Below are 20221 nucleotides of genomic sequence, written 5' to 3' on the forward strand. Positions count from 1 at the left end.
AATGGAGTAAAGATTCAACTATTTTCAAATTGAGAAGTTTCCAAATCATTTAAACTAAAGCACATATTAATAAGCGCACCACATGAATTTAATTCAACAATTTCAGATACAGTTGCAATCTCAGCTTTTTAATACATCATGCGGCTGCGTCCCTTTTCTGACATAACTCAGGAAAATTGCCCATCACCAGTACCTCAACGAACGGTGGCGGCACAAAGTTGCCGAAGCGTGCTAACAGAAAGAAAAAAACCGCAACAGCGGGTTTATACAACGACCACCAGCAGCAGACCTTCCAGCTCAATGACACGCTTGCAGGTGTCTTCCAGTAAAGAGTCCATCATTTCACCTCCTGTGGAGCGACTGCGAGCATTGCGGTGCGGCGTTCCTGTAACTCGCGCAATGGCTTTATCGCATCTGACATCAGGTAAGCAGAATTAGTCCCGTTAAGGCGGTAAGCGGTCTGCTGCAACTCGATGATTAACGTTTGCAGCTCTTCTTCTGTTAACTGGTTATTGGTCATTGGTTAGCTCCTTATCCTGCTGAGCTCAGTACGTCAGAAGGAAAGTAGATGTGGGCGTCAATTTCAGCGTCCGCATCTCGCACAGCGGTGCACCATTCAGAAGATGCGCGAGTATCTACCCGGCGCGCGATCTCTTCCTCTTTGCGCTTGTCGTATACTGATACGTCGCGATCGCCAATTGTGTAGAAGCCGAATTTTTCTGGCGACGGGCAGCGCGCCAGCACTGCGTTAACTTCATCGAACCAGGCCGATTCTTTTTTGGTTAATTTCCCCATCTACTCATCCCCCTCACAGCGAAATCCGGCAACGCGAATTTGCCGCTTTGCGAGCGTAATAGCCTCTTCATACGCCTTTTCTTGCTCAGTCCAGTAGCCGTTTGTTTTTGGCAATTGCACCGGATTAGCTAGCTTTGACTCCAGCTCGAAGATGCGCTGCTGCGCCTTCTCCAGCGCCTCTACCAGCTCAGCGTTCCGTCGCTCTTCCGCCTCCAGCTTGTCTTCGGCCTCTCGAAATTTATTGTGCCAACGGTCACAAGCGAGGAATGCTCCCTTTCGATACCCCTCTTCAGTTTCGAGCTTATCTAGCAACGAGGAGATAATATTCAGTTCGTCGTTATTAACTAACGCCATAAACTCGCTGCTAGCCTTATCCCACGCATCCAATGCGTCATAATTTCTCGGGTTTTGGCGATGAGCCTCAAGTGTTAAACGATATTTCTCTGCCGCCTGCGCCAGTTCGGTGATATCAGTCATTGGCCTTTTCCTCGCTGCGGAACATCATGATTGTCAGGTCGCCCTTAGTGGCCAGGCGAACGGTAGAGCCAGGTTCCAGGCTGTTAAGCTCAAAGGCGTCATAAAACTCATTCACGGCTTTCTGGCGGCGAGATTCCTTGCGGCGCTTGTCCCACTGCCTCAGAGCATTTTTGGCAACCCACTGGCCTGTTTTAACCATGATGTATGCCCATCCAAGAATGGCTAAACCGGTATTGAGGTAAGTGGCGATGCTCATTTGTCGTCCCCCTCGCGCAGCTGCTTGGCGAATCTCTCGGCGTCTACTGCGCTCCCTGCATAAGCCGCACGCAGCACCTGGTCCATTTCGTTGCGATGCTGAAGAACGTATTCCTTCTGACTTTCAGCAAACTCCTTCACCCCATCAGCCTTAATCCCGGAATAGATGCGATCGGTGGCGGGGGTTGCCACCGAGTCAACCAACCGGTAATTGCATGTTTGATAGGTGTGCTGGCTATCGGAGGTATGCAGCCCTTGAGCATCGAAGCCTTGAGCCTGTTGAATCACAACACCCCATGACACGCGCTGAACATCTTCGCTCCAGCCGTCGTCTGCGTCCTCACGGTAAGCGTCAATCTCTTCCTGCGCTGTATCAATAGCGTTCTGCTTGTCTTTGAAATAATCAAAACCGTATTCAGGCGAGTATGCGAAGTAAGTTACGCCAGTCTTCAGCCCCACATTCTCCGCAGCCAGCTGCTGGTACGCTTTCGCCAACTCCAGATACTTCCGCTCTTTGATCGACAGCTCGCCCGCACTCTCCAGTGACTGAATGAGCTCGTTTACTGTTTCGATGTTCATGCCGTCACCCACTGATTTATAAGCCAGATACCAATCGCAGATAGAGCTACAACAGCGATCAGCACGATGAAGTTAAGGATTAATGCCTTACGGATAGGTCGGCCATGATAGTTTCCAGAATTCATACAGCCTCCCCGAGAACCCAGCGCAGAGCATCAGCATATTCACCCTCTGCAGATTCCAGGGCTTTTGTGATTTCTTTTCTGGTTTTCAGGCGCGGCTTTGTATCACCGAGGATCTGACGCTGACGCCGGGCTTTTTCATGGCCGGTTGTGCCAGCAGTTGCCGCTTCGATTTCAGAGACCTTCTCCCGCTGCTCTTCAGGTTTAAGCGATGCCAGCTGACGGGCCTGGGTAACGGTGACAGTTCCAGATTCAACTGCATCGCGAACTGCCTGGGTGGCATCCAGTAGCGACAGCGTTGCGCGTACTGTCTGGACACTCACGCCAAACATCAGTGCTAAATCGTCCTCATCGTGCCCGCGCTCCAGCGCATCAGCCATTTTCTTTGCTCTGCCCAGCGGCGTATCTGCCTGGCGGATTTCGTTAGCACTTACCATCGCCTGCGCCATGCGAATGGCGGAGCCACGTTTAGCGACTGCCGGTACCAGTAACGGTTCTTTGCCATCTTTCGACAGACGCTTGTTGGCTTCCAGTGTATGGCGCACACGCTGACGGCCATCGACCACACAGGACAGCCCCGTTTCCGGGTCTTTCCACACAATAATCGGCTCCAAAACACCCTGGTCCATGATGTTCAGCACCATAGCCTCGCTGATAGGCAGGTGGATACGCTCATCGTAGAGGGGATGGGCTTTATCGGTAACCAGATGCAAACTTTCCGGTTTGAACGTTAAAACGTTCGTTTTGCCGCTGGCGCCGTAAGCGTCGATTGAGTTTTTAGCCATTTTTAACCTCTTTTTTATTCACCGCTTCCGCCCATTTTTGTTCCAGAGCATGTCTGGCTTTGTTCTTTCCACCAGCCCAGTAACTGTGCTGGACCCGGTAATGGTCATACGGGCATTTCAGGGCGCCAGAGCAAGAGCCAAACGTATAATCTTTCCAGTGAAATTCTGGAACGGCGCCGCAATCCGGGCATTTTTGTAATTTCATTGAGCGACCCCGCGATATTCCTTCAGTAGGTTTTCAAACATCATGCGGATACGGTTCGCGCAGCCAAACGGCATGTCATTAAAGCGCCACAAGGCTGCGCCGTTGCGTAGGCCGTTCTGGGTAACCTTGCCTGCTCCATGCAACTGGCGAAGCTGACCATTCACCGAGGACATACCGCGCCCCAGCGCAGCGGCGATTTCCCTAGTGGTCAAATCAGGATTGGCCTTGATAAATTCGATCATCGTGATTTCACCGCTGTATTGTGTTTTCTTGGATTTGGTTGTTTTCATTAAAAAAACTCCTTAGCCCCTGAAACCCTTCGGAATATCTGCCTGAACTTTGCCGCTAAATCCGAGGTTTCCGCCGGTTGCGAGATTTACCGGGCACAACTTCAGCACCAACTCAGGCCATTTACGATGTAGCGTCGGCATGTCCTGAACCTTTCCGCACCACCACTGGTCGCGCTGAATACGCTCAATCATGGTGCGGATTTGGTCGTGGCTGCAGCCGTGCTCCTGGCGCAGTTGACGAACTGCCTGTGCCCAGCGAACAAAATTTGGTTCCTTCGGCTTTGCCAGGCAGCCGTCAAATTCTGCGGCGCGTTCGTACATCTCGATGATGGTCGACCAGAACCACATCGCGAGATCGAAGTCGTTATCGGTAGCCAGGTTACTGTCTTCGGTAGCGTCAGGAATGTTTGCTTCCGGGATGACCGGTTCACGTCCTGACTCTGCAAAGTTATCCACAGGAAGAATCTCTCCCGCGTGGTTTTTATGATCTGTATGTAGTGATCTGTTTTTAAGATCTGTATAGAGATAGGATTCGGCTTGAGAGCCGTTTCCAGGATTCGGCTCTTGGGCCGTTTCCATTCGGCTCTTGGGACGAATGCATTCGGCTTGAGAGCCGTTTCCATCACTTTCAATCACTTGCTTCGATTCGGCTCTTAAGCCGTTTCCATTCGGCTCTTGGGCCGTATCCATATTTTTCAATGGGTTATTTGAATTTTCCCCTTGCGGGAATATTTTGGCGATTAGCGCCTCCTGATCGACCCGATAATGCTTCTTCGGAGTGCCGCTTACCTGCCGTAACTCTTCCTCAATAACCCCCGCCAGGTACTGCTCTGTAATCTTGAACATTGCTTTTCTGACCACGTCGCCATCTTTGGCGCGAATCTCTTTGGCAAGCGCTGCGTGCTCTTTGTAAAACCAGCCATTTTCCAGACTCGACTTGCCAGACCAGAACACCAGCTGATTGAGAATGGCCGCCAGCAAATACTGTTGCCTGTCTCCTGCAAAGAAATCCAGATACGGTCCGGGGATCGTTATGCAGTTCCCCTGCCCCGACATGGCCTGAACAATTTCAAACACCTGATTGTTCATTCCGAAACCTCATTGTGTAGCCGTAAAAACTCTCTCAACCCCACCCAGCCAACAGCCCCGCAGGCTTTGCTGTAGGAAACATCTTTCTCTGTCGCTGTGAGTACCGTCACCATGTGGCCTTTGTGTCTGTGCTGGAAGCGAGAACCGGACTTAGGAATGCCAGTGCCTGCACAATCTCCTTCAGACGGCTCATACGCCGGATACGCTCGTTTCAGGCGAGCAATCAATTCAGCAGCAGACTGGTTACGCATGGTTGAACCTCGCTTAGTGAATCAGCGTGTTACCGGAGGGGCCGCCATCAGCAATCCGGTCAGAGATAGCAATCATTGCGCCGAACAGCGCTTCCATTTCGTCGTCGACACGCTGTTTGCGGTGAAGCAGTTCCCGGAAAGTTGCGGAGTAATAACTACGCACCCGCGCCAGCAGTAACGGCGGCATAGCCCGTTCAATTGCCGGGAGAAGCTGCGCGATTTTTTCGATTGATGCAGGTGAATCACTTTCAACCCAGCGGTAAATCTTCTGGATATTGCGGCTCAGTGCGTCAGGGTGGCTGTCGTCGTACAACTCTGGTGCAGTCATTTCCATGGAGAAGTAAGCGTCGACAATCGCCGATACAGGCGTTTTACGGCCGCCTGGATAAAGCGCCCAGGCATTCATGGCCTCGCGAATGCGCTCATGCCTGATTTTCATGATTCACCTCACCAGAACGTTTTTCGTTACGATATTGGTCGTAAATATCTTTGTCGTATGTCAGCTTGCCGGATGAGGCGTCGACTAATCTTTGTGCGCGCCCCTCTGGAACCAAGAGACCCCACTGGGAGACTGCGGATCTTTCAACCCCTGCTGCTCTGGCTAACCGGGTCTTAGAACCAAAAAAATTTATTGCACCCTGTTTGAGCATTTTTCCCACTCTCTTGTTAAGAACTTTAAACAAGATAATTTGCTTAGGATGCTCAAGTCAAGAAGAATTAAGATAACTCAACAATGAGCAAGAAGACTTTAGGTCAGCGCATACTTCAGCGCCGAAAAGAAATCAAAATGACGCAGCGAGAGTTGGGCAAAGCTGCGGGGGTTTCCTATGCCACGATTTCGCTGTGGGAAAGTGATAACACTGAGCCTACGGGGAAAAATTTACACGCTCTGTCTCGCGCCTTGCAGTGCACACCCACGTGGATTCTGTTCGGCGATTCAGATCAGACCCCAGGCGACCCATTAGCGTTAATCGAGCAAGATAAACTCTCTGACGATGAAAGAGAGTTAGTTGATTTGTATCGCTCCCTACCAGAGTCAGAGCAATCAGCTCAATTGGAAACCCTCAGAGCAAGAGTCGAAAATTTCAACACCCTCTTCGAAGAACTCCTCAAAGCCCGCAAGAGAACAAATAAAAAATAACTAATTATTCAATTAGTTATTTTCTCACGCCATCATTGTTAAGTTTAATCAACAAAAAAGCTTGATTTTATTGTTGAGTTGACTTAACTTCACTCAATCAAACCAATCACCGCGCAGTGACTGGCAAGAAAAAAAACGTTCGGTTGGCCGCCTGAAGGCTAAAAATCAACAGGCTTTGCAATGCAGTGAATGCGGCTATGCGCACGCGGCACAGTTAAGCGGTAACACTCGTTTCTAAGAAGAGTGGGGTGGAAAAGAAGCTGTCGGTACCAGTTGTTAACTGGCTGGTATCACCGGGAGGCACCCGGCACTGCATTGCAAGGTCTGTTAGGAACTCAAATTCAAAAGAGGGCAAAAGGTTGATCCGTCTCTGCGTTATATGCAGATGCGAACAACAGTATGTGTCATCTGGCATGCAAACATCATTGCGGCCACACAAGCCGTTTTGGATGCAGGTATCCCCTGCACTTTTCAGTACTGGAATGACATCAAAAATAGCCATCGCAGAGGGTAAGGAGATGATTCGAGACGAAGACAAGCCAGCATGGCGCCGGTTCTGGTTGAAGGTTGTTCCGTTTTTGGTTGCGGTCGCATCGGTAAGCGTTCAGTGCTGGGGTGGCGCATGAGCAGAAATGGCATTCGTTCACTGGTTATTGTTCTGACCATCTGCCTTGTTGCCTGGTCAGCGACCATTATCAAAATTCTGCATGTTACGGGGGTGTTTAATGGCTAATTTTCTGCAAAGCAACCCGATGGTTAAAGCAGCTCAAAGCAAACTCGCTATTGCGCAATTTATTGGTAACAGTGGTATGTGGTCTGATGCCATGGCGTCAATAAAAGATATTCATGAAGCAGCAAAGCACGAAGAAGACCATATGTTTTGTGGTCGCACGGATTCACTTTCCGGACTTCAATTTCGTGATGTTGTTTTAAATTATGACCTGTACGGAGATTTAATTTCCGTCGATGCTGACTTGCTTACAGGTCAATATAAAGTAAACACCGAAGTTTCATTTTAATTATCGAATAAATGAATTAATGCCTTAAATGACAGGTATCCACACACCTTAATACAGGAATAAATATGGAAACCGAAACACTCCACTGCTACAGCTGCGGCGGCTCCTTTGCACGCGAAGAGTTGCAGTATCGCCCCATCGGAGAGGGTGCATACCGTAAGCAAGCCTATTACTGCCCTGTGTGTAATGAGAAGCAAAAGAAGAAAGAAACACTTACGGCTGCAAAATCTTCTTTCCGAAACTCATTACCAACCAGACCAGCAACAGCCCAATTACGGCCTTCGTTCTGGAATAAATAAAATCAGTTTCAGTTAGCAATCCTGCAAAAGGAAATGACAAATATGAAAATAGAATTTATTGATAAAGGTGTAATAGCAACCGCGATTGTCACAAGTACGGTATTCGAATTCCGGCTACACAATCGCGCCGTTGATACTGCTTTATTCCTGGCTCCTTCCGTTCGTTCAAAGCGTAGCGGATTCTTTATTTTAAAAACGGTTATTTCCGGGAAAACAACCCATGTATTGCGTGCATACAAGGCTCTTCAGTCGGAGGCTTCACGATGATCGAGCGTGGAATGATTTTTAATGGAGAAATGGTGCGTGCCATCCTCGACGGCCGGAAGACGCAGACGCGGCGCCCAGTGAAATTCCCTGTACATGATAAAAACCTTGGGTGCGAGCTGGCTGGCAATGAACTGGCCGGGGAACTGTCGGCAGGCAACTATCTGAACAGCGCATTTGGCAAGCCAGACGATCGAATTTGGGTGCGCGAGACGTGGGGAGTCGTCAGCCACGAACTGGATGAGGATGGTCGAATCCAACCATGGACGCCAGACCGACCGGCTACAGCCATTCACGAAATGCCGTTTGGCAATGGCTATTACTCTGGCCACGCCATTTATGCAGCTGATGGTGGTTTTACCTGGGGTGATGACGATGGTTATGAAGATGGTCGTTCGTGCTGGAAGCCATCCATTCATATGCCGAAAGCAGCAAGCCGCATTCTGCTGGAAATCACCGACGTGCGTATGGAGCGATTAAACGCTATCAGCGAGCGCGATGCTCAGGCCGAAGGAGTAGCGAAACTACGAGGGGGATTCTGGCAGCACTATCAGCCAGGTTGGACGCAGCATCAATTGAGCGCCCGCGGCTCATTCGTAACCCTCTGGAAATCAATCTACGGCAAAGAATCATGGAATTCCAACCCGTGGGTTTGGGTTATCGAGTTCAAACGCCTTGAAGGCGGTGCGGCATGAGTTTCTTCGAAATTGACTCACGATTTTTAATCGATACAGCATTTCACCGCCTGGAAATCATCCGTGATGATGGTCTGTATCGCCACCTGCGCATGCAGCAGCCGGGAACATCCTGCTACTACTACGACGTGATCACCTGGCCTGGATACTTGACCGTAACCGGCGACATGGGAACCTGGATCTTTTCCCGAATCGCGGACATGTTCGACTTTTTTGGTGCCTGGGAAGGTGGAATCAATACCCATTACTGGTCTGAAAAGCTGGTGGCTGGCGCGGGATGTTCGGCACGTGAAATGCTGGCGAAAGAGTACAACCACGAAGCATTTTGCAAAAGCCTGAAAGAGTCGCTCAGTAATTACCTGGAGGACGACGAAAGTACGGATCCAGAAGAAGATGAAGACTGGGACGACGATGACGAAACGCCGGACAGCGAAAAGGCTAAGGTGCGCGAAATCGTCCGTGAATTATGTCGTGCTGAGTTTAACAACGATTTTGAAGCCTATAACGCTGTTTATGATGCCAACTGGCCTGAAAGGTTTAGCGCATGGGATGTATGCGACGGCCTGACCTTTAAAACGTATACCAGCCACTTCCGGTGGATTCTATTCGCTATCACCTGGGCAATCAGCAAATACCACAACGCGAAGATTGTTGATAAAGCGATGGGTACGTTTCTGGCTGTGAAAGGCTCTATCGCATAAATAGCATGATACGACTGTAGAAACTGAATGATTTCCAATAATCAACATTAAACCGGGGAACTGATTATAGTTTCCCGGCCATGAGGTTATTTATGGCCGATATTACTCAAGAAGATGAATGGGTGATGGAAAAGGGAATTGTAGCGAAGATGTATATGACTCCCCGGCAAATTAAATCTTACCGGGAGGGAAGATGGATTGAGGGCGTTCATTATAAGAAGCACCCACCAGATCCAAAAGCTTCAGAAGGAAGGGTAACGCTTCTCTACAACTACACTAGGATCAATAGGCTTGTCGGGGAAACATAATGAATATGCCTGCTGGCGTAGAGCTGCATGGGAAAGGAATAAGAATTAGCTTTCTATATCGCGGCATACGTTGCCGCGAAGTTTTGCGAGGCTGGACTGTATCAAATAGCAATATAAGAAAGGCTGGCAATCTCCGCGCTTTAATTATGAGTGAGATTCAGCAAGGTAAATTTGACTATGCAGAGCACTTCCCTGAATCAAAGGCGCTTAAAAAATTCACCACGACGCAAAAAATTAAAACATTCGGTGAATTATGCAAAGTTTATCTTGATGCCAAAAAGCTTGAGGTTTCAGCTGCATCATTCAGAGGCGCGGAATCACGCATAGCAACACTTTGCGCTATCGTCGGAAGTAATACGCATATTGCGGATATTCAGCATACCGACCTGTTGAATTACAGGAACGCGCTATTAACTGGTAACACCTTTAGCGATCACGCGCCCTGGCTTAAAAGAAAAGGTCGGGCTGTATCCACGGTCAACGGCCTGATGAACAACCTGACTTCGTTGCTCAAACTGGCGAACCTGAGCGGCTTTATCGAGCATACCCCTCATGAAGGGATAAAGATGCTTAAACGCACCAGGAGAGACCCTGATCCGCTTCTCCAGAGCGAGTACGAAGGTTTTATAAAGGCACTATCTCATCGGTATGCTTTGCTCTGGACTACGGCCATTTTTACCGGCCTTCGGCATGGAGAGCTAACAGCCTTAGCCTGGGAAGATGTAGATCTTGATAAGGGTGAACTTCACATCAGGCGTAATCAAACTAATGAGGGGCTGTTTGTGCCACCCAAAACCGAAGCGGGGAACAGAACTGTAACCCTGCTTGAGCCTGCGCTGAACGCCTTACGTGAGCAATTCAAGCTAACTGGCGCATTAAGCAAAACCGAAATCACTTTTCATCACCGAGAACATGGCTTAACTGAACAACATAAATTGCGGTTCGTGTTTATCCCGCCCAAAAACTGGCGCGGGCAAACGAAGTATTATGGCTCTCAGTCTCTGGGGTATAGTTGGGAGGCGGGATTAAAGAAGGCGGGAATCAGGAGCAGACGCCCTTACCAGTCGCGCCACACGTTCGCATGCTGGCTTTTAACTGCCGGAGCTAACCCTTCTTTCATCGCCGGGCAGATGGGCCACGAGAACGCGAAGATGGTTTATGAGATTTACTCAAAGTGGATCGGAGAGATGGACCGCAACCAGGTGGAAATGTTGAATAACAGTTTTTCTGACGTTGTGTCCCAAGGGTGCCCCAAACGCAAGGTAGTAGGCATAAAAAACGTTTAGTTTCAGTAGAATAAAATCACTTGCCGGAATATTAACTTTATTCCAACATGAATGCTCACTACGCCGCAACGGCGGCGAAATAAAAAGCAGGAGCGGATATGATTACGCTGTGGGGCAGAAATAACTCGACCAATGTGAAGAAAGTGCGCTGGGTGCTGGAAGAACTCGACCTCCCGTATCAGCAAATTCTGGCAGGCCTGGAGTTCGGTCTGAATCACGATCCGGCCTATCTGGTCATGAATCCCAATGGGCTGGTACCGCTATTGAAAGATGAGACGACCGATATCGTGCTCTGGGAATCAAACACCATTATCCGCTATCTGGCCGCGCAGTATGGTCAGGATCGCCTGTGGGTGGAGTCGCCCGCCGAACGCGCTCAGGGAGAGAAATGGATGGACTGGGCCAACGGTTCGCTCTCGCCGGCCCATCGGCCGATTTTAATGGGGCTGGTGAGAACCCCGCCGGAAAAACGCGACCCCGCCGCGATTGAAGCCGGTATTGCCACCTGCGAGACCCTGTTCGCCATTCTCGATGACGAACTGTCGCGCCATCAGTGGCTATCAGGCGACGCCTTCGGCCTCGGCGATATCGCCGTCGCGCCGTTCATTTATAACCTGCTGGAGACCGTGAAAACCTGGCAACCGCGCCCGCACCTGCAGCGCTGGTATCAGCAGATTAACCAGCGCCAGGCCTGGCGCAACGTGGTGATGATCCCGGTCACCTGATATTAGCCCGCCGGGCTCACCCTCAGCAGCTCGCCGTTGGATTCGTCGGTTAAGACATACAGATAGCCATCGGGTCCAACGCGCACATCGCGGATACGTTTACCGCGATCGCCCAGAATCCGCTCCTGTTCCGTCACCTTATTGCCGTCAACCTTGAGGACAATCAGCGACGTATCCTTCAGCGCGCCGATAAATAGCCTGTGCTGCCACTGCGGGAAGGTCGGCGCGTTGTAAAACGCCATACCGCTCACCGCTGGCGACTTCGCCCAGACAAACAGCGGCGCTTCGGTTCCCTCCAGCGTTTTGCCTTTGGCCTCCGGGATCGGCAGGCCGCTATAGTTAATGCCGTGCGTCGCCAGCGGCCAGCCGTAGTTTTTCCCTTTTTGCACCAGGTTGATCTCATCCCCGCCGCGCGGGCCGTGTTCATTTAACCACAGCGTATCGCTCCACGGGTTCATCGCCATCCCCTGGGGGTTGCGAATACCGTAAGACCAGATTTCCGGCCTGACGCCAGCCTGGCCGACAAAAGGATTATCATCCGGGACCTTGCCATCAGCCGTTAGCCGCACCACTTTTCCCTGCAGCTTATCAAGATCCTGAGCGGTCGAACGCTGGTTATTCTCCCCGAGACCGATAAACAAATAACCGCGGCCGTCGAACACCAGCCGCCCGCCAAAATGGTTGCCGGTTGAGAGCTTCGGCTGCTGGCGGAAAACCACCTGGAAGTTTTCCAGGCGCTGGAGATCCTCGCTCAGTCGGCCGTAGCCTACGGCGGTCCCGGCCTTGTCGTCACTCCCGCCTTCGGCGTAGCTTAGCCAGACCCGGCGCGACTGGGCGAAATCCGGGGCCAGCGCCACGTCAAGCAGCCCCCCCTGCCCGTTGGCCCAGACCTGCGGTACGCCCGAAATCGCAGGCGCGAGGCCTTTTTCCCGCTGCCACAGCCGGAGCTCACCGCCGCGCAGGGTCATCAGAATGCCCCGATCGTCCGGAAGAAAGGCCAGCGCCCACGGGTGTTCAAGCTGGTTCTGCAGCACCTCTACGCGCTCCCGGGCGGCAAGGGCAGCCGCAGGCAGCAACAGTGCGGTAAGGGCTATCATCAGGGTAATGGTCTGGCGCATGGCATACTCCTTTTGTCAGCAATGCGATAAGGGTAGCCAGCGTGGGAAAACGGGAAGGGATTTTTACATAACATTAATCGGGGGGAGCAGGCTCCCCCCGATCTCAGGCATGAGTAATGGGCTTGGAATCATTCAATTTATGAATATTTAGCCGCAATACCGCCAGGCAGCTTTCCAGCTTATCTACGTCGACAGCGATGTAGGACGGGCAGTCATGATGTCCGCTCAGCAGGCACACCGCCGCGGAAGCGACGGCTTCGCCCGCCAGCCGCAGGGCATCCTTTTCCTCCGGCGCAACGACGTGCTGCAGGCGCGGCGCGTGTTGACGCATTTCATGGCACAGTTCAAACAAGTTATCACGTAGATGGTCGTTTTCGCTGACTGACATATAGCCTTTTGCTTTACGCAGCTGTAAATAAGCATCGAGATCAATGTTGGCATTAATCAGCTTATTCATCAGGTTACGATATAGTCTGTCAACGCTCATCGCGGTTCCTCCTCTGTCGTCCTTTACCACAATCATAATATGGTCATTTTTTGTACAAAACGATGAGGCAGATCAATAATTCTCAGGTCATTAACATCCTTTACAATGTTACAACGAAGCTTAAAATCCCCACCTGCGACATCATCTCCTGAAAGCCAAAAATGTCATACGTTCTCATAAAAGTAAAAATTCCAACCCTGGGATATAAAATCATTTATTGCAGTAATGATCACAAATTAGCGCAATTCACGTTGCCAGAAAATGCCGCCGGGTGTCATATCATCAAATAAAATGTATTACGTATAACATTCAATAAGAACGGCAGGCATATCGATCCTGTTTGTAACCTTTATCTCTATCGCTTGAAGGAACTGAAATGATGACGCCCGGCAAAAGAAACTATATCTTGTTGAGTCTTTTCGATTTCCTCTATCTCTTCGCCTGGTCCTCGACCATGGCGTTCTTTGTGATCTGGACGACTCAGCACCTCGGGATTAGCGCAACGAAAACCGGCCTGCTCTACTCGGTCAACGCCTTTATTGCCCTGCTGATGCAGCCCTTCTTCGGCTTTATTTCCGATAAGTTCGGCCTGAAAAAGCGGCTGATCTGGATCCTGGTCGCCATGCTGCTACCGGTAGGCCCGTTCTTTATTTATTTGTACGCGCCGCTGCTGGTGCACAGCTTCTGGTTGGGTGCGCTGCTTGGCGGAGTATACCTGGGAATAATTTTTAACTCCGGCTGCGGGGTGATTGATTCGTATATTGATAAAATTTCGCGGCGCTACCAGTTCGAATATGGCCGGGTAAGAATGTGGGGATCGTTAGGCTGGGCCGCCGCCGCGTGGATCGTCGGCAAGTATATCGACAGCAATCCGAACCTCGCCTTCTGGCTGGCGAGTATCGCCATTGTGATTGCCGCGCTCTGTTTTATGCTGACCAAAATCGAGCTGACCGAAGCGGAAATGCAGAAAACCAGCGCGCTGAAAGTTTCGCATGCCCTGGAGCTGGCGAAGAACGGCCAGTTCTGGATGCTGCTGGTCTTTACCCTGTTCGTCACGCAAATCTACGACACCTACGATCAGCAGTTTGCCCAGTACTTTTCTCTGCAGTTCCCGACGCCGGAAGAAGGCAATCGCTGGTACGGCATTTTGGCCTCCATTCAGGTATGCGGCGAGACGCTGTTTTTATGCCTGATGCCGTGGTTCGTAAACCGCACCGGCGCGAAATGGGCGCTGATCATCGCCGGACTGATCATGTCGGTGCGTATCGTCGGCTCCGCGATTCCGCTGGGCCCGGTGTGGATCGGCGCGGTCAAAATGATGCATGCGCTGGAAAAACCGCTGATTCTGGTGTCGGTGTTTAAATTTATCGCCGCCAACTTCGACAACAAGCTCTCCTCGACGGTCTACCTGCTGGTGCTGTTCGTCGCCTCCATCGCCACCGCGATTTACTCGCCGCTGGCCGGGTATTTGTACGACACCATCGGCTTCGCGCATACCTATTATATTCTGGGCGGCATTGCCGGGCTGTTTACGCTGATCTCGGTATTTACGCTGCGCGACAATAGAGAACCGACCGCGCCGGGGGCTGCGCCAGGCGCTGGCGTTGCGCAAAGCCATTAATCAAAATTCGCCCGGAAGCCTTTTTCGGGCAAATTAGCGGAAGCTCCACTGCACGCTCATCACAAATATGGCCGGGACGATAATGCCCGTTTCCACGCCGAAATAATCGGTAAAATTGTACTGCAGGCCATGATAAATATAGGGAGAGAAACCGACGCCGGTGATTTTCTTCGCCGTTCGATAGGTGCCTGAATCCCCGCAATCGCGAAAGGCTTTAAAGAAAAACTCGCCGGTATAGGCATAGACGCCCTTGAACGTCCAGCCGCTTGCCCCCGCGTACCAGTCTCTCCTCGCCCCTAAAGAGAGGCAGCGGTCGGCAAAGCTATTCTTCATGGTGCCGGCCAACAGGCTGTACTTTGAATCCGCTGACAGCTTGCGCTCAACGGAAAAAAATTGGTTATTGAATTTTTCGTTATATTGACCGTGATTGCCGGTCATGTGGTAAACAAAGGAACCGGTATTGACCGAATATAACGCCATCTCGTTGGCATAAACGGGCGTCGCGCCAATCATGGCCAGCGCGCAGACGAAACCACCCAACTTTTTAAACATGGGAAACCTGATAAAAATAAAGACTGAAAGCAGCGGCTATTTTACCGCTTCAGGTTAAACCAGATCTAAACCGACTTCCCCGGGTTGCAAGATAAAAGGTGAATAACTCCCTTATTTTGATTAACAATCTGGATAATCATCCCGATAAAAAGAAACACGGACATCGCCAGGCTAACAAGAAAAGGAGTATAAACTTTCCGCCGATCTCTGTAGAATCCCTGCCCTGACCATCCCAATAATTGAACACTTTTTAAGCTATGAGCAATGTCACCCCTCAGCCGAAGATCGGCTTTGTCTCTCTGGGCTGCCCGAAAAACCTCGTGGACTCAGAACGTATCCTGACTGAACTGCGTACCGAAGGATATGACGTGGTTCCCTCCTACGATAACGCTGATATGGTTATCGTTAACACCTGCGGCTTTATCGATAGCGCCGTGCAGGAGTCGCTGGAAGCGATTGGCGAAGCGTTGAAAGAAAACGGCAAAGTGATCGTCACCGGCTGCCTGGGCGCAAAAGAAGATCAGATCCGCGAAGTGCATCCGAAGGTGCTGGAAATTACCGGCCCGCACAGCTATGAACAGGTGCTGGAACACGTCCACCACTACGCGCCGAAGCCTAAACACAACCCGTTCCTCAGCCTGGTGCCGGAACAGGGCGTGAAGCTGACGCCGCGTCATTACGCTTACTTAAAAATTTCCGAAGGCTGCAACCATCGCTGCACCTTCTGCATCATCCCGTCAATGCGCGGCGATCTGGTCAGCCGTCCGATTGGCGAAGTGCTGGCGGAAGCCAAACGCCTGGCCGACGCCGGCGTCAAAGAGCTGCTGGTGATCTCTCAGGACACCTCCGCCTACGGCGTTGATGTCAAACATCGCAGCGGTTTCCACAACGGTATGCCGGTCAAAACCAGTATGGTTAGCCTGTGCGAAGAGCTGGCGAAGCTCGGTATCTGGGTGCGCCTGCACTACGTCTATCCGTACCCGCACGTCGATGATGTGATCCCGCTGATGGCGGAAGGCAAAATTCTGCCCTACCTCGATATTCCGCTGCAGCACGCCAGCCCGCGTATTCTCAAGATGATGAAGCGTCCGGGCTCCGCCGACCGCCAGCTGGCGCGCATCAAGCAGTGGCGCGAAGTCTGCCCGGAACTCACCCTGCGCTCGACCTTTATCGTCGGCTTCCCGGGTGAAACGGAAGACGATTTCCAGATGCTGCTCGACTTCCTGAAAGAAGCTCGCCTCGACCGCGTCGGCTGCTTCAAGTACAGCCCGGTGGAAGGCGCGACCGCCAACGAGCTGGCGGATCAGGTGCCGGAAGAGGTGAAAGAAGAGCGCTGGAACCGCTTTATGCAGCTGCAGCAGCAGATCTCCGCCGAGCGCCTGCAGGAGAAAGTCGGTCGTGAAATTATGGTGCTGATCGACGAAGTGGATGAAGAAGGGGCAATTGGCCGCAGCATGGCCGATGCGCCGGAAATCGACGGCGCGGTCTACCTGAACGGTGAGAGTAAAGTCAAACCGGGCGACATTGTGCGGGTGAAAGTCGAACACGCCGACGAATACGATCTGTGGGGCAGCCGGGTTTAATTCCGCCCGCTTAACCTATCCCGGATGAAGGCGCTCGCGCGCCTTATCCGGGCGACAAAACCGCACAGGATTAACGTGCGGTGTGCTTTCCCGGACACCTGTCCGGGCTGCACAATCCTCGAACGCTACCCTTTTATCCTCGGATCCAGCGCATCGCGCAGGCCGTCACCCAGCAGGTTAAACGCCAGCACCGTCAGAAAAATCGCGATTGCCGGGAACAGCGCCACGTGCGGCGCCATCACCATATCCGCCCGCGCCTCGTTGAGCATCGCCCCCCACTCCGGCGTCGGCGGCTGCGCGCCAAGCCCCAGAAATGACAGGCTGGCAGCGGAGATAATCGACACCCCGATACGCATCGTAAAGTAGACCACAATCGATGATACCGTTCCGGGCAATATATGATTAAACAGGATGGTAGCATCGCTGGCGCCGATGCTGCGCGCCGACTCAATAAAGGTCTGCTGCTTAAGCACCAGGGTATTGCCGCGCACCAGACGCGCAAAGGCCGGGATCGAAAAGATCGCCACCGCGATGATGACGTTCGACATCCCGCTCCCCATTACCGCCACGACCGCAATTGCCAGCAAAATCCCCGGGAAAGCGAACAGCACGTCGCAGATACGCATAATGATGCGATCCCACCAGCCTTCGTAATACCCGGCCAGTAGCCCAAGTACGGTGCCGATGGCCGCGCCGATGAATACCGCCAGTACCCCGGCGGCCAGCGAGATCTGCGCGCCGACCAGCACCCGACTAAAGATATCCCGCCCCAGCGAATCAACGCCGAACCAGTGCATCATTGACGGTCCGTCGTTGAGCCGGTCGTAATCAAAATAGTTTTCCGCGTCGAACGGCGCAATCCACGGCGCCACAATCGCCACCGCAATCAGCAGCAGAACAAATACCCCCGCTCCCATCGCCACCGGCTGACCGCGAAACCGCCGCCAGAACTCGTGCCACGGGGTACGTATCTGCCCGGGTTTAATCCCCGGCATCGCGTTGATAGCCGCTTGTCTTCTCCAGTTGAGCAATCGCACCTTACTTGTACCTGATAGCCGGATTAATGGCGGCATACAGCACGTCCACCACTAAATTAATAAGAATAAACTCCAGAGAAAACAGGAGGACTTCCGCCTGAATCACCGGATAGTCGCGCATCTCCACCGAGTCCACCAGCAGACGCCCGAGGCCTGGCCAGTTAAAGACCTTCTCCACCACGATTGAGCCGCCGAGCAAAAAACCGAACTGCAGCCCCATCATGGTCACCACCGGGATCATCGCGTTGCGCAGGCCGTGCTTGAGCACCACCAGCGTTTCGCTGACGCCTTTCGCCCGCGCGGTACGCATGTAATCTTCATGCAGGACATCGACGAACGAGGCGCGGGTAAAGCGCGCCATCACCGCCGCTACCGCCGCGCCCAGGGTCAGCGAAGGCAGAATATAGTGGCGCCAGCTGTCGGCGCCCACCGTCGGCAGCCAGCCCAGCTCAACGGAAAAGACCTGCATCAGCAGCATGCCGAGCGCGAACGCCGGGAACGAGATGCCGGTTACCGCCAGCGCCATTCCCAGGCGATCCGGCCAGCGGTTGCGCCAGACTGCCGCCACGATCCCCGCCGCCATACCGAAGATCACCGCCCAGCTCATGCTGGCGAGCGTTAACCAGAACGTGGGCATGAAACGGCTGGCGATTTCGCTGCTTACCGGGCGACGCGAGGCCATCGAGGTACCGAAATCCCCCTGCACAATATTGCTGATATAGTGCCAGAACTGCACGTGCAGCGGCCGATCGAGCCCCAGCTGCTGGCGCACCATTCCCACCACCTGAGCATCGGCTTCCGGTCCGGCAATCAGCCGCGCCGGATCCCCGGGCAGCATATGCACGAACAGAAACACCAGCACCGCCACAATCAGCAGCGTGGGGATCAGCCCCAGCAGGCGTTTAATCACATAATTGAGCATGCTTCTCCTTGCGCGAAGTCCCCGCAGCCTGCGCCCGGGGACCCGCAGCTATCTACTTAAGATCCGCCTGTTCAAAGCTAAATCCGGTATCCGGCTGGATATAGAATCCGGTCAGATTTTTACTGTGCGCCGAGACCAGTTTCTCTACCACCAGCGGCACCCACGGCGACTCTTTCCAGATGGTATCCTGCGCGTCTTTATACAGCCGCGTTTTTTCCTGCGCATCGGTGGTTTTCAGCGCGTCGTTGAGGTCTTTATCCACCTGGGGATTGCTATAGAAAGCCGTATTGAACAGGGTCGGCGGCCAGTTCTGCGACGCGAACAGCGGCGACAGCGCCCAGTCCGCTTCTCCGGTCGACGCCGACCAGCCGGTATAGAACATGCGTACGCCGCTCTCTTTCTGCCCCTTACCTTCCACTTCCGCCGCGCGCTGGCCCGCATCCATCGCCGTCAGCTGCGCCTTAATGCCCACCTGCGCCAGCTGCTGCTGGGTAAATTGCAGCACTTTCTGCGCCGTGCTGTGGTTGTGCGACGACCACAGCGTGGTGCTAAATCCATTCGGATAGCCCGCCTCTTTCAGCAGCTCGCGGGCCTTCGCCGGATCGTACGGCCAGGCGCTGTAGCTTTCAGCGTAGGCAATTGACGGCGGCACCACGCCGGTCGCCGGGGTGGCATAGCCCGCAAAGGCGACTTTTACCAGCGCCTGACGGTTAATGGCGTAGTTAATCGCCTCGCGCACTTTGGGGTTATCAAACGGCTTCTGCGTCACGTTCATGCTGATATAGCGCTGCATGATCGACGGGCTGGCCACCAGCTCCAGCTTGCTGTTTTTCGCCAGCAGCGGCGCCTGCTCGTAAGGGATCGGGAACGCAAACTGCGCTTCGCCGGTCTGCAGCATCGCCGCGCGGGTATTGTTATCCACGACCGGACGCCAGGTGATGGAGTCCAGCTTCGGCAGCCCCGGCTGCCAGTAACCGGCGAACTTCTTCACTTTAACGAAGTCGGTCTGATTCCAGGTGTCGAGCTGGTACGGGCCGGTGCCAACCGGATGGAAACCAATCTCTTTACCATATTTCTTCAGCGCCGCCGGAGAAATCATCGCCGTCGCCGGGTGGGCCAGGATATTGATAAACGCCGAGAAAGGCTGTTTGAGAGTAATTTTCACCGTTGTCGGGTCAACCGCCTCGGTGCTGGCGATATTTTTATACAGGTTATAGCGCTTGAGATGATTTTCCGGATTGCTGGCGCGATCGAGGTTCGCTTTAACCGCTTCGGCATTGAACTCGGTTCCGTCCTGGAACTTCACCCCCGGATGCAGCTTAATGGTATACACCAGGCCGTCCGGGGAAACGGTATAGCTTTCCGCCAGCACGTTTTGCAATTTCATCTCTTTATCAAGGCCGAACAGCCCCTGATAGAACGACTTCGCGACGGCCTGCGACAGCGTGTCGTTAGCATCATACGGGTCGAGGGTCGTAAAGTTAGAGCCGACCGCCACCACCACATCTTTTGCGGCCAGAGCCGGAGCCGCTGTCAGCGCCGAGGCGACGCCCAGCGCCAACAGCCATTTGCCTGATACGCGTTGAGTCATGTTGTTCTCCTGAAATGCTGCATT

General features: G+C 52.8%; 29 protein-coding genes. 12 read left to right on the top strand and 17 right to left on the bottom strand.

Annotation, left to right across the window (positions count from 1 at the left end; all coding sequences use genetic code 11):
* Window positions 1-337: 337 nt before the first annotated feature.
* From ABLV30_RS03620 to ABLV30_RS03670, 11 genes are all read right to left on the bottom strand, one after another.
* A complete protein-coding gene (locus tag ABLV30_RS03620) occupies window positions 338-520 on the bottom strand; it encodes a hypothetical protein (protein WP_348865540.1) in 183 nt (60 codons plus the stop codon).
* An 11-nt stretch (window positions 521-531) separates the two neighbouring features.
* A complete protein-coding gene (locus tag ABLV30_RS03625) occupies window positions 532-795 on the bottom strand; it encodes a hypothetical protein (RefSeq protein WP_348865541.1) in 264 nt (87 codons plus the stop codon).
* Entirely contained in the window at window positions 796-1272 is a 477-nt protein-coding gene (locus ABLV30_RS03630; protein WP_348865542.1) for a hypothetical protein, read from the bottom strand.
* A complete protein-coding gene (locus ABLV30_RS03635; protein WP_348865543.1) occupies window positions 1265-1528 on the bottom strand; it encodes a DUF4752 family protein in 264 nt (87 codons plus the stop codon). The genes ABLV30_RS03630 and ABLV30_RS03635 overlap by 8 nt, the downstream gene beginning before the upstream one ends.
* Window positions 1525-2106: a hypothetical protein gene (locus ABLV30_RS03640; protein WP_348865557.1), complete on the bottom strand. Its 582-nt coding sequence runs from the start codon at window positions 2104-2106 to the stop codon at window positions 1525-1527. The genes ABLV30_RS03635 and ABLV30_RS03640 overlap by 4 nt, the downstream gene beginning before the upstream one ends.
* 121 nt (window positions 2107-2227) lie before the next feature.
* A complete protein-coding gene (locus ABLV30_RS03645; RefSeq protein ID WP_348865544.1) occupies window positions 2228-3013 on the bottom strand; it encodes a hypothetical protein in 786 nt (261 codons plus the stop codon).
* Window positions 3006-3218, bottom strand: a complete 213-nt coding sequence (locus ABLV30_RS03650; RefSeq protein ID WP_004849236.1) for a hypothetical protein — start codon at window positions 3216-3218, stop codon at window positions 3006-3008. Before ABLV30_RS03650 ends, ABLV30_RS03645 begins: the two co-directional genes overlap by 8 nt.
* Window positions 3215-3508: a FaeA/PapI family transcriptional regulator gene (locus tag ABLV30_RS03655; protein WP_025108069.1), complete on the bottom strand. Its 294-nt coding sequence runs from the start codon at window positions 3506-3508 to the stop codon at window positions 3215-3217. Before ABLV30_RS03655 ends, ABLV30_RS03650 begins: the two co-directional genes overlap by 4 nt.
* 12 nt (window positions 3509-3520) lie before the next feature.
* Window positions 3521-4597 carry a hypothetical protein gene (locus ABLV30_RS03660; protein WP_348865545.1) on the bottom strand — a complete coding sequence of 359 codons (1077 nt, stop codon included), beginning with the start codon at window positions 4595-4597 and terminating at the stop codon, window positions 3521-3523.
* Between the two features lie 264 nt (window positions 4598-4861).
* Window positions 4862-5287, bottom strand: a complete 426-nt coding sequence (locus ABLV30_RS03665; RefSeq protein WP_348865546.1) for a toxin YdaT family protein — start codon at window positions 5285-5287, stop codon at window positions 4862-4864.
* Entirely contained in the window at window positions 5271-5498 is a 228-nt protein-coding gene (locus ABLV30_RS03670) for a Cro/CI family transcriptional regulator (protein ID WP_348865556.1), read from the bottom strand. Before ABLV30_RS03670 ends, ABLV30_RS03665 begins: the two co-directional genes overlap by 17 nt.
* Window positions 5499-5581: 83 nt before the next feature.
* Here ABLV30_RS03670 and ABLV30_RS03675 point away from each other — a divergent pair, with 83 nt between their 5' ends.
* The 10 genes from ABLV30_RS03675 to ABLV30_RS03720 all read left to right on the top strand — a co-directional run bounded on the left by ABLV30_RS03675 (window position 5582) and on the right by ABLV30_RS03720 (window position 11286).
* Entirely contained in the window at window positions 5582-5989 is a 408-nt protein-coding gene (locus ABLV30_RS03675) for a helix-turn-helix domain-containing protein (RefSeq protein ID WP_348865547.1), read from the top strand.
* Between the two features lie 622 nt (window positions 5990-6611).
* Window positions 6612-6722, top strand: a complete 111-nt coding sequence (locus tag ABLV30_RS03680) for a hypothetical protein (protein WP_032694892.1) — start codon at window positions 6612-6614, stop codon at window positions 6720-6722.
* Entirely contained in the window at window positions 6715-7008 is a 294-nt protein-coding gene (locus ABLV30_RS03685) for a host cell division inhibitory peptide Kil (protein WP_070082864.1), read from the top strand. The genes ABLV30_RS03680 and ABLV30_RS03685 overlap by 8 nt, the downstream gene beginning before the upstream one ends.
* A 65-nt stretch (window positions 7009-7073) precedes the next feature.
* A complete protein-coding gene (locus ABLV30_RS03690) occupies window positions 7074-7307 on the top strand; it encodes a hypothetical protein (RefSeq protein WP_348865548.1) in 234 nt (77 codons plus the stop codon).
* Between the two features lie 42 nt (window positions 7308-7349).
* A complete protein-coding gene (locus ABLV30_RS03695) occupies window positions 7350-7574 on the top strand; it encodes a hypothetical protein (protein WP_042944716.1) in 225 nt (74 codons plus the stop codon).
* Window positions 7571-8266, top strand: coding sequence for a hypothetical protein (locus ABLV30_RS03700; RefSeq protein ID WP_348865549.1), 696 nt, complete (start codon window positions 7571-7573; stop codon window positions 8264-8266). The genes ABLV30_RS03695 and ABLV30_RS03700 overlap by 4 nt, the downstream gene beginning before the upstream one ends.
* Window positions 8263-8967, top strand: a complete 705-nt coding sequence (locus ABLV30_RS03705) for a hypothetical protein (protein ID WP_348865550.1) — start codon at window positions 8263-8265, stop codon at window positions 8965-8967. Before ABLV30_RS03700 ends, ABLV30_RS03705 begins: the two co-directional genes overlap by 4 nt.
* Window positions 8968-9059: 92 nt before the next feature.
* Window positions 9060-9275 (top strand): excisionase family protein, encoded by a 216-nt coding sequence (xisR, locus tag ABLV30_RS03710; RefSeq protein WP_048964090.1) that lies wholly within the window; start codon window positions 9060-9062, stop codon window positions 9273-9275.
* Window positions 9275-10561, top strand: a complete 1287-nt coding sequence (locus tag ABLV30_RS03715; protein WP_348865551.1) for a site-specific integrase — start codon at window positions 9275-9277, stop codon at window positions 10559-10561. The genes xisR and ABLV30_RS03715 overlap by 1 nt, the downstream gene beginning before the upstream one ends.
* 98 nt (window positions 10562-10659) lie before the next feature.
* Window positions 10660-11286, top strand: a complete 627-nt coding sequence (locus ABLV30_RS03720) for a glutathione S-transferase family protein (RefSeq protein WP_154905444.1) — start codon at window positions 10660-10662, stop codon at window positions 11284-11286.
* Window positions 11287-11288: 2 nt separating this feature from the next.
* On the opposite strand, the gene ABLV30_RS03725 is transcribed toward ABLV30_RS03720, so the two are convergent.
* Both ABLV30_RS03725 and bssR read right to left on the bottom strand, forming a co-directional pair.
* Window positions 11289-12404: a PQQ-dependent sugar dehydrogenase gene (locus tag ABLV30_RS03725; protein WP_025108076.1), complete on the bottom strand. Its 1116-nt coding sequence runs from the start codon at window positions 12402-12404 to the stop codon at window positions 11289-11291.
* A gap of 103 nt (window positions 12405-12507) precedes the next feature.
* Entirely contained in the window at window positions 12508-12891 is a 384-nt protein-coding gene (gene bssR / locus ABLV30_RS03730) for a biofilm formation regulator BssR (protein WP_004849210.1), read from the bottom strand.
* A 379-nt stretch (window positions 12892-13270) separates the two neighbouring features.
* Between bssR and ABLV30_RS03735 the strand changes: the two genes are divergently transcribed.
* Complete coding sequence (locus ABLV30_RS03735) at window positions 13271-14512, top strand: oligosaccharide MFS transporter (RefSeq protein ID WP_025108077.1); 1242 nt, start codon at window positions 13271-13273, stop codon at window positions 14510-14512.
* Between the two features lie 33 nt (window positions 14513-14545).
* Here ABLV30_RS03735 and ABLV30_RS03740 read toward each other — a convergent pair whose 3' ends face one another.
* Complete coding sequence (locus ABLV30_RS03740) at window positions 14546-15025, bottom strand: hypothetical protein (RefSeq protein WP_161506334.1); 480 nt, start codon at window positions 15023-15025, stop codon at window positions 14546-14548.
* Between the two features lie 296 nt (window positions 15026-15321).
* Here ABLV30_RS03740 and rimO point away from each other — a divergent pair, with 296 nt between their 5' ends.
* Complete coding sequence (gene rimO, locus ABLV30_RS03745) at window positions 15322-16647, top strand: 30S ribosomal protein S12 methylthiotransferase RimO (protein WP_064379229.1); 1326 nt, start codon at window positions 15322-15324, stop codon at window positions 16645-16647.
* A 125-nt stretch (window positions 16648-16772) separates the two neighbouring features.
* Here the strand turns inward: rimO and gsiD are convergent, their stop codons facing one another.
* The 3 genes from gsiD to gsiB are packed head-to-tail and all read right to left on the bottom strand — an operon-like array spanning window position 16773 to window position 20197.
* The gene (gene gsiD, locus ABLV30_RS03750) at window positions 16773-17684 is read right to left on the bottom strand and encodes a glutathione ABC transporter permease GsiD (protein WP_009653837.1); all 912 of its coding nucleotides are present in this window, start codon (window positions 17682-17684) and stop codon (window positions 16773-16775) included.
* Between the two features lies 1 nt (window position 17685).
* Complete coding sequence (gsiC, locus tag ABLV30_RS03755) at window positions 17686-18606, bottom strand: glutathione ABC transporter permease GsiC (protein WP_009653824.1); 921 nt, start codon at window positions 18604-18606, stop codon at window positions 17686-17688.
* Between the two features lie 52 nt (window positions 18607-18658).
* Window positions 18659-20197 carry a glutathione ABC transporter substrate-binding protein GsiB gene (gene gsiB / locus ABLV30_RS03760; protein WP_048261106.1) on the bottom strand — a complete coding sequence of 513 codons (1539 nt, stop codon included), beginning with the start codon at window positions 20195-20197 and terminating at the stop codon, window positions 18659-18661.
* Window positions 20198-20221: the final 24 nt, after the last annotated feature.

The sequence above is a fragment of the Klebsiella sp. CN_Kp113 genome, from assembly GCF_040064585.1.
GTDB lineage: Bacteria > Pseudomonadota > Gammaproteobacteria > Enterobacterales > Enterobacteriaceae > Klebsiella > Klebsiella michiganensis.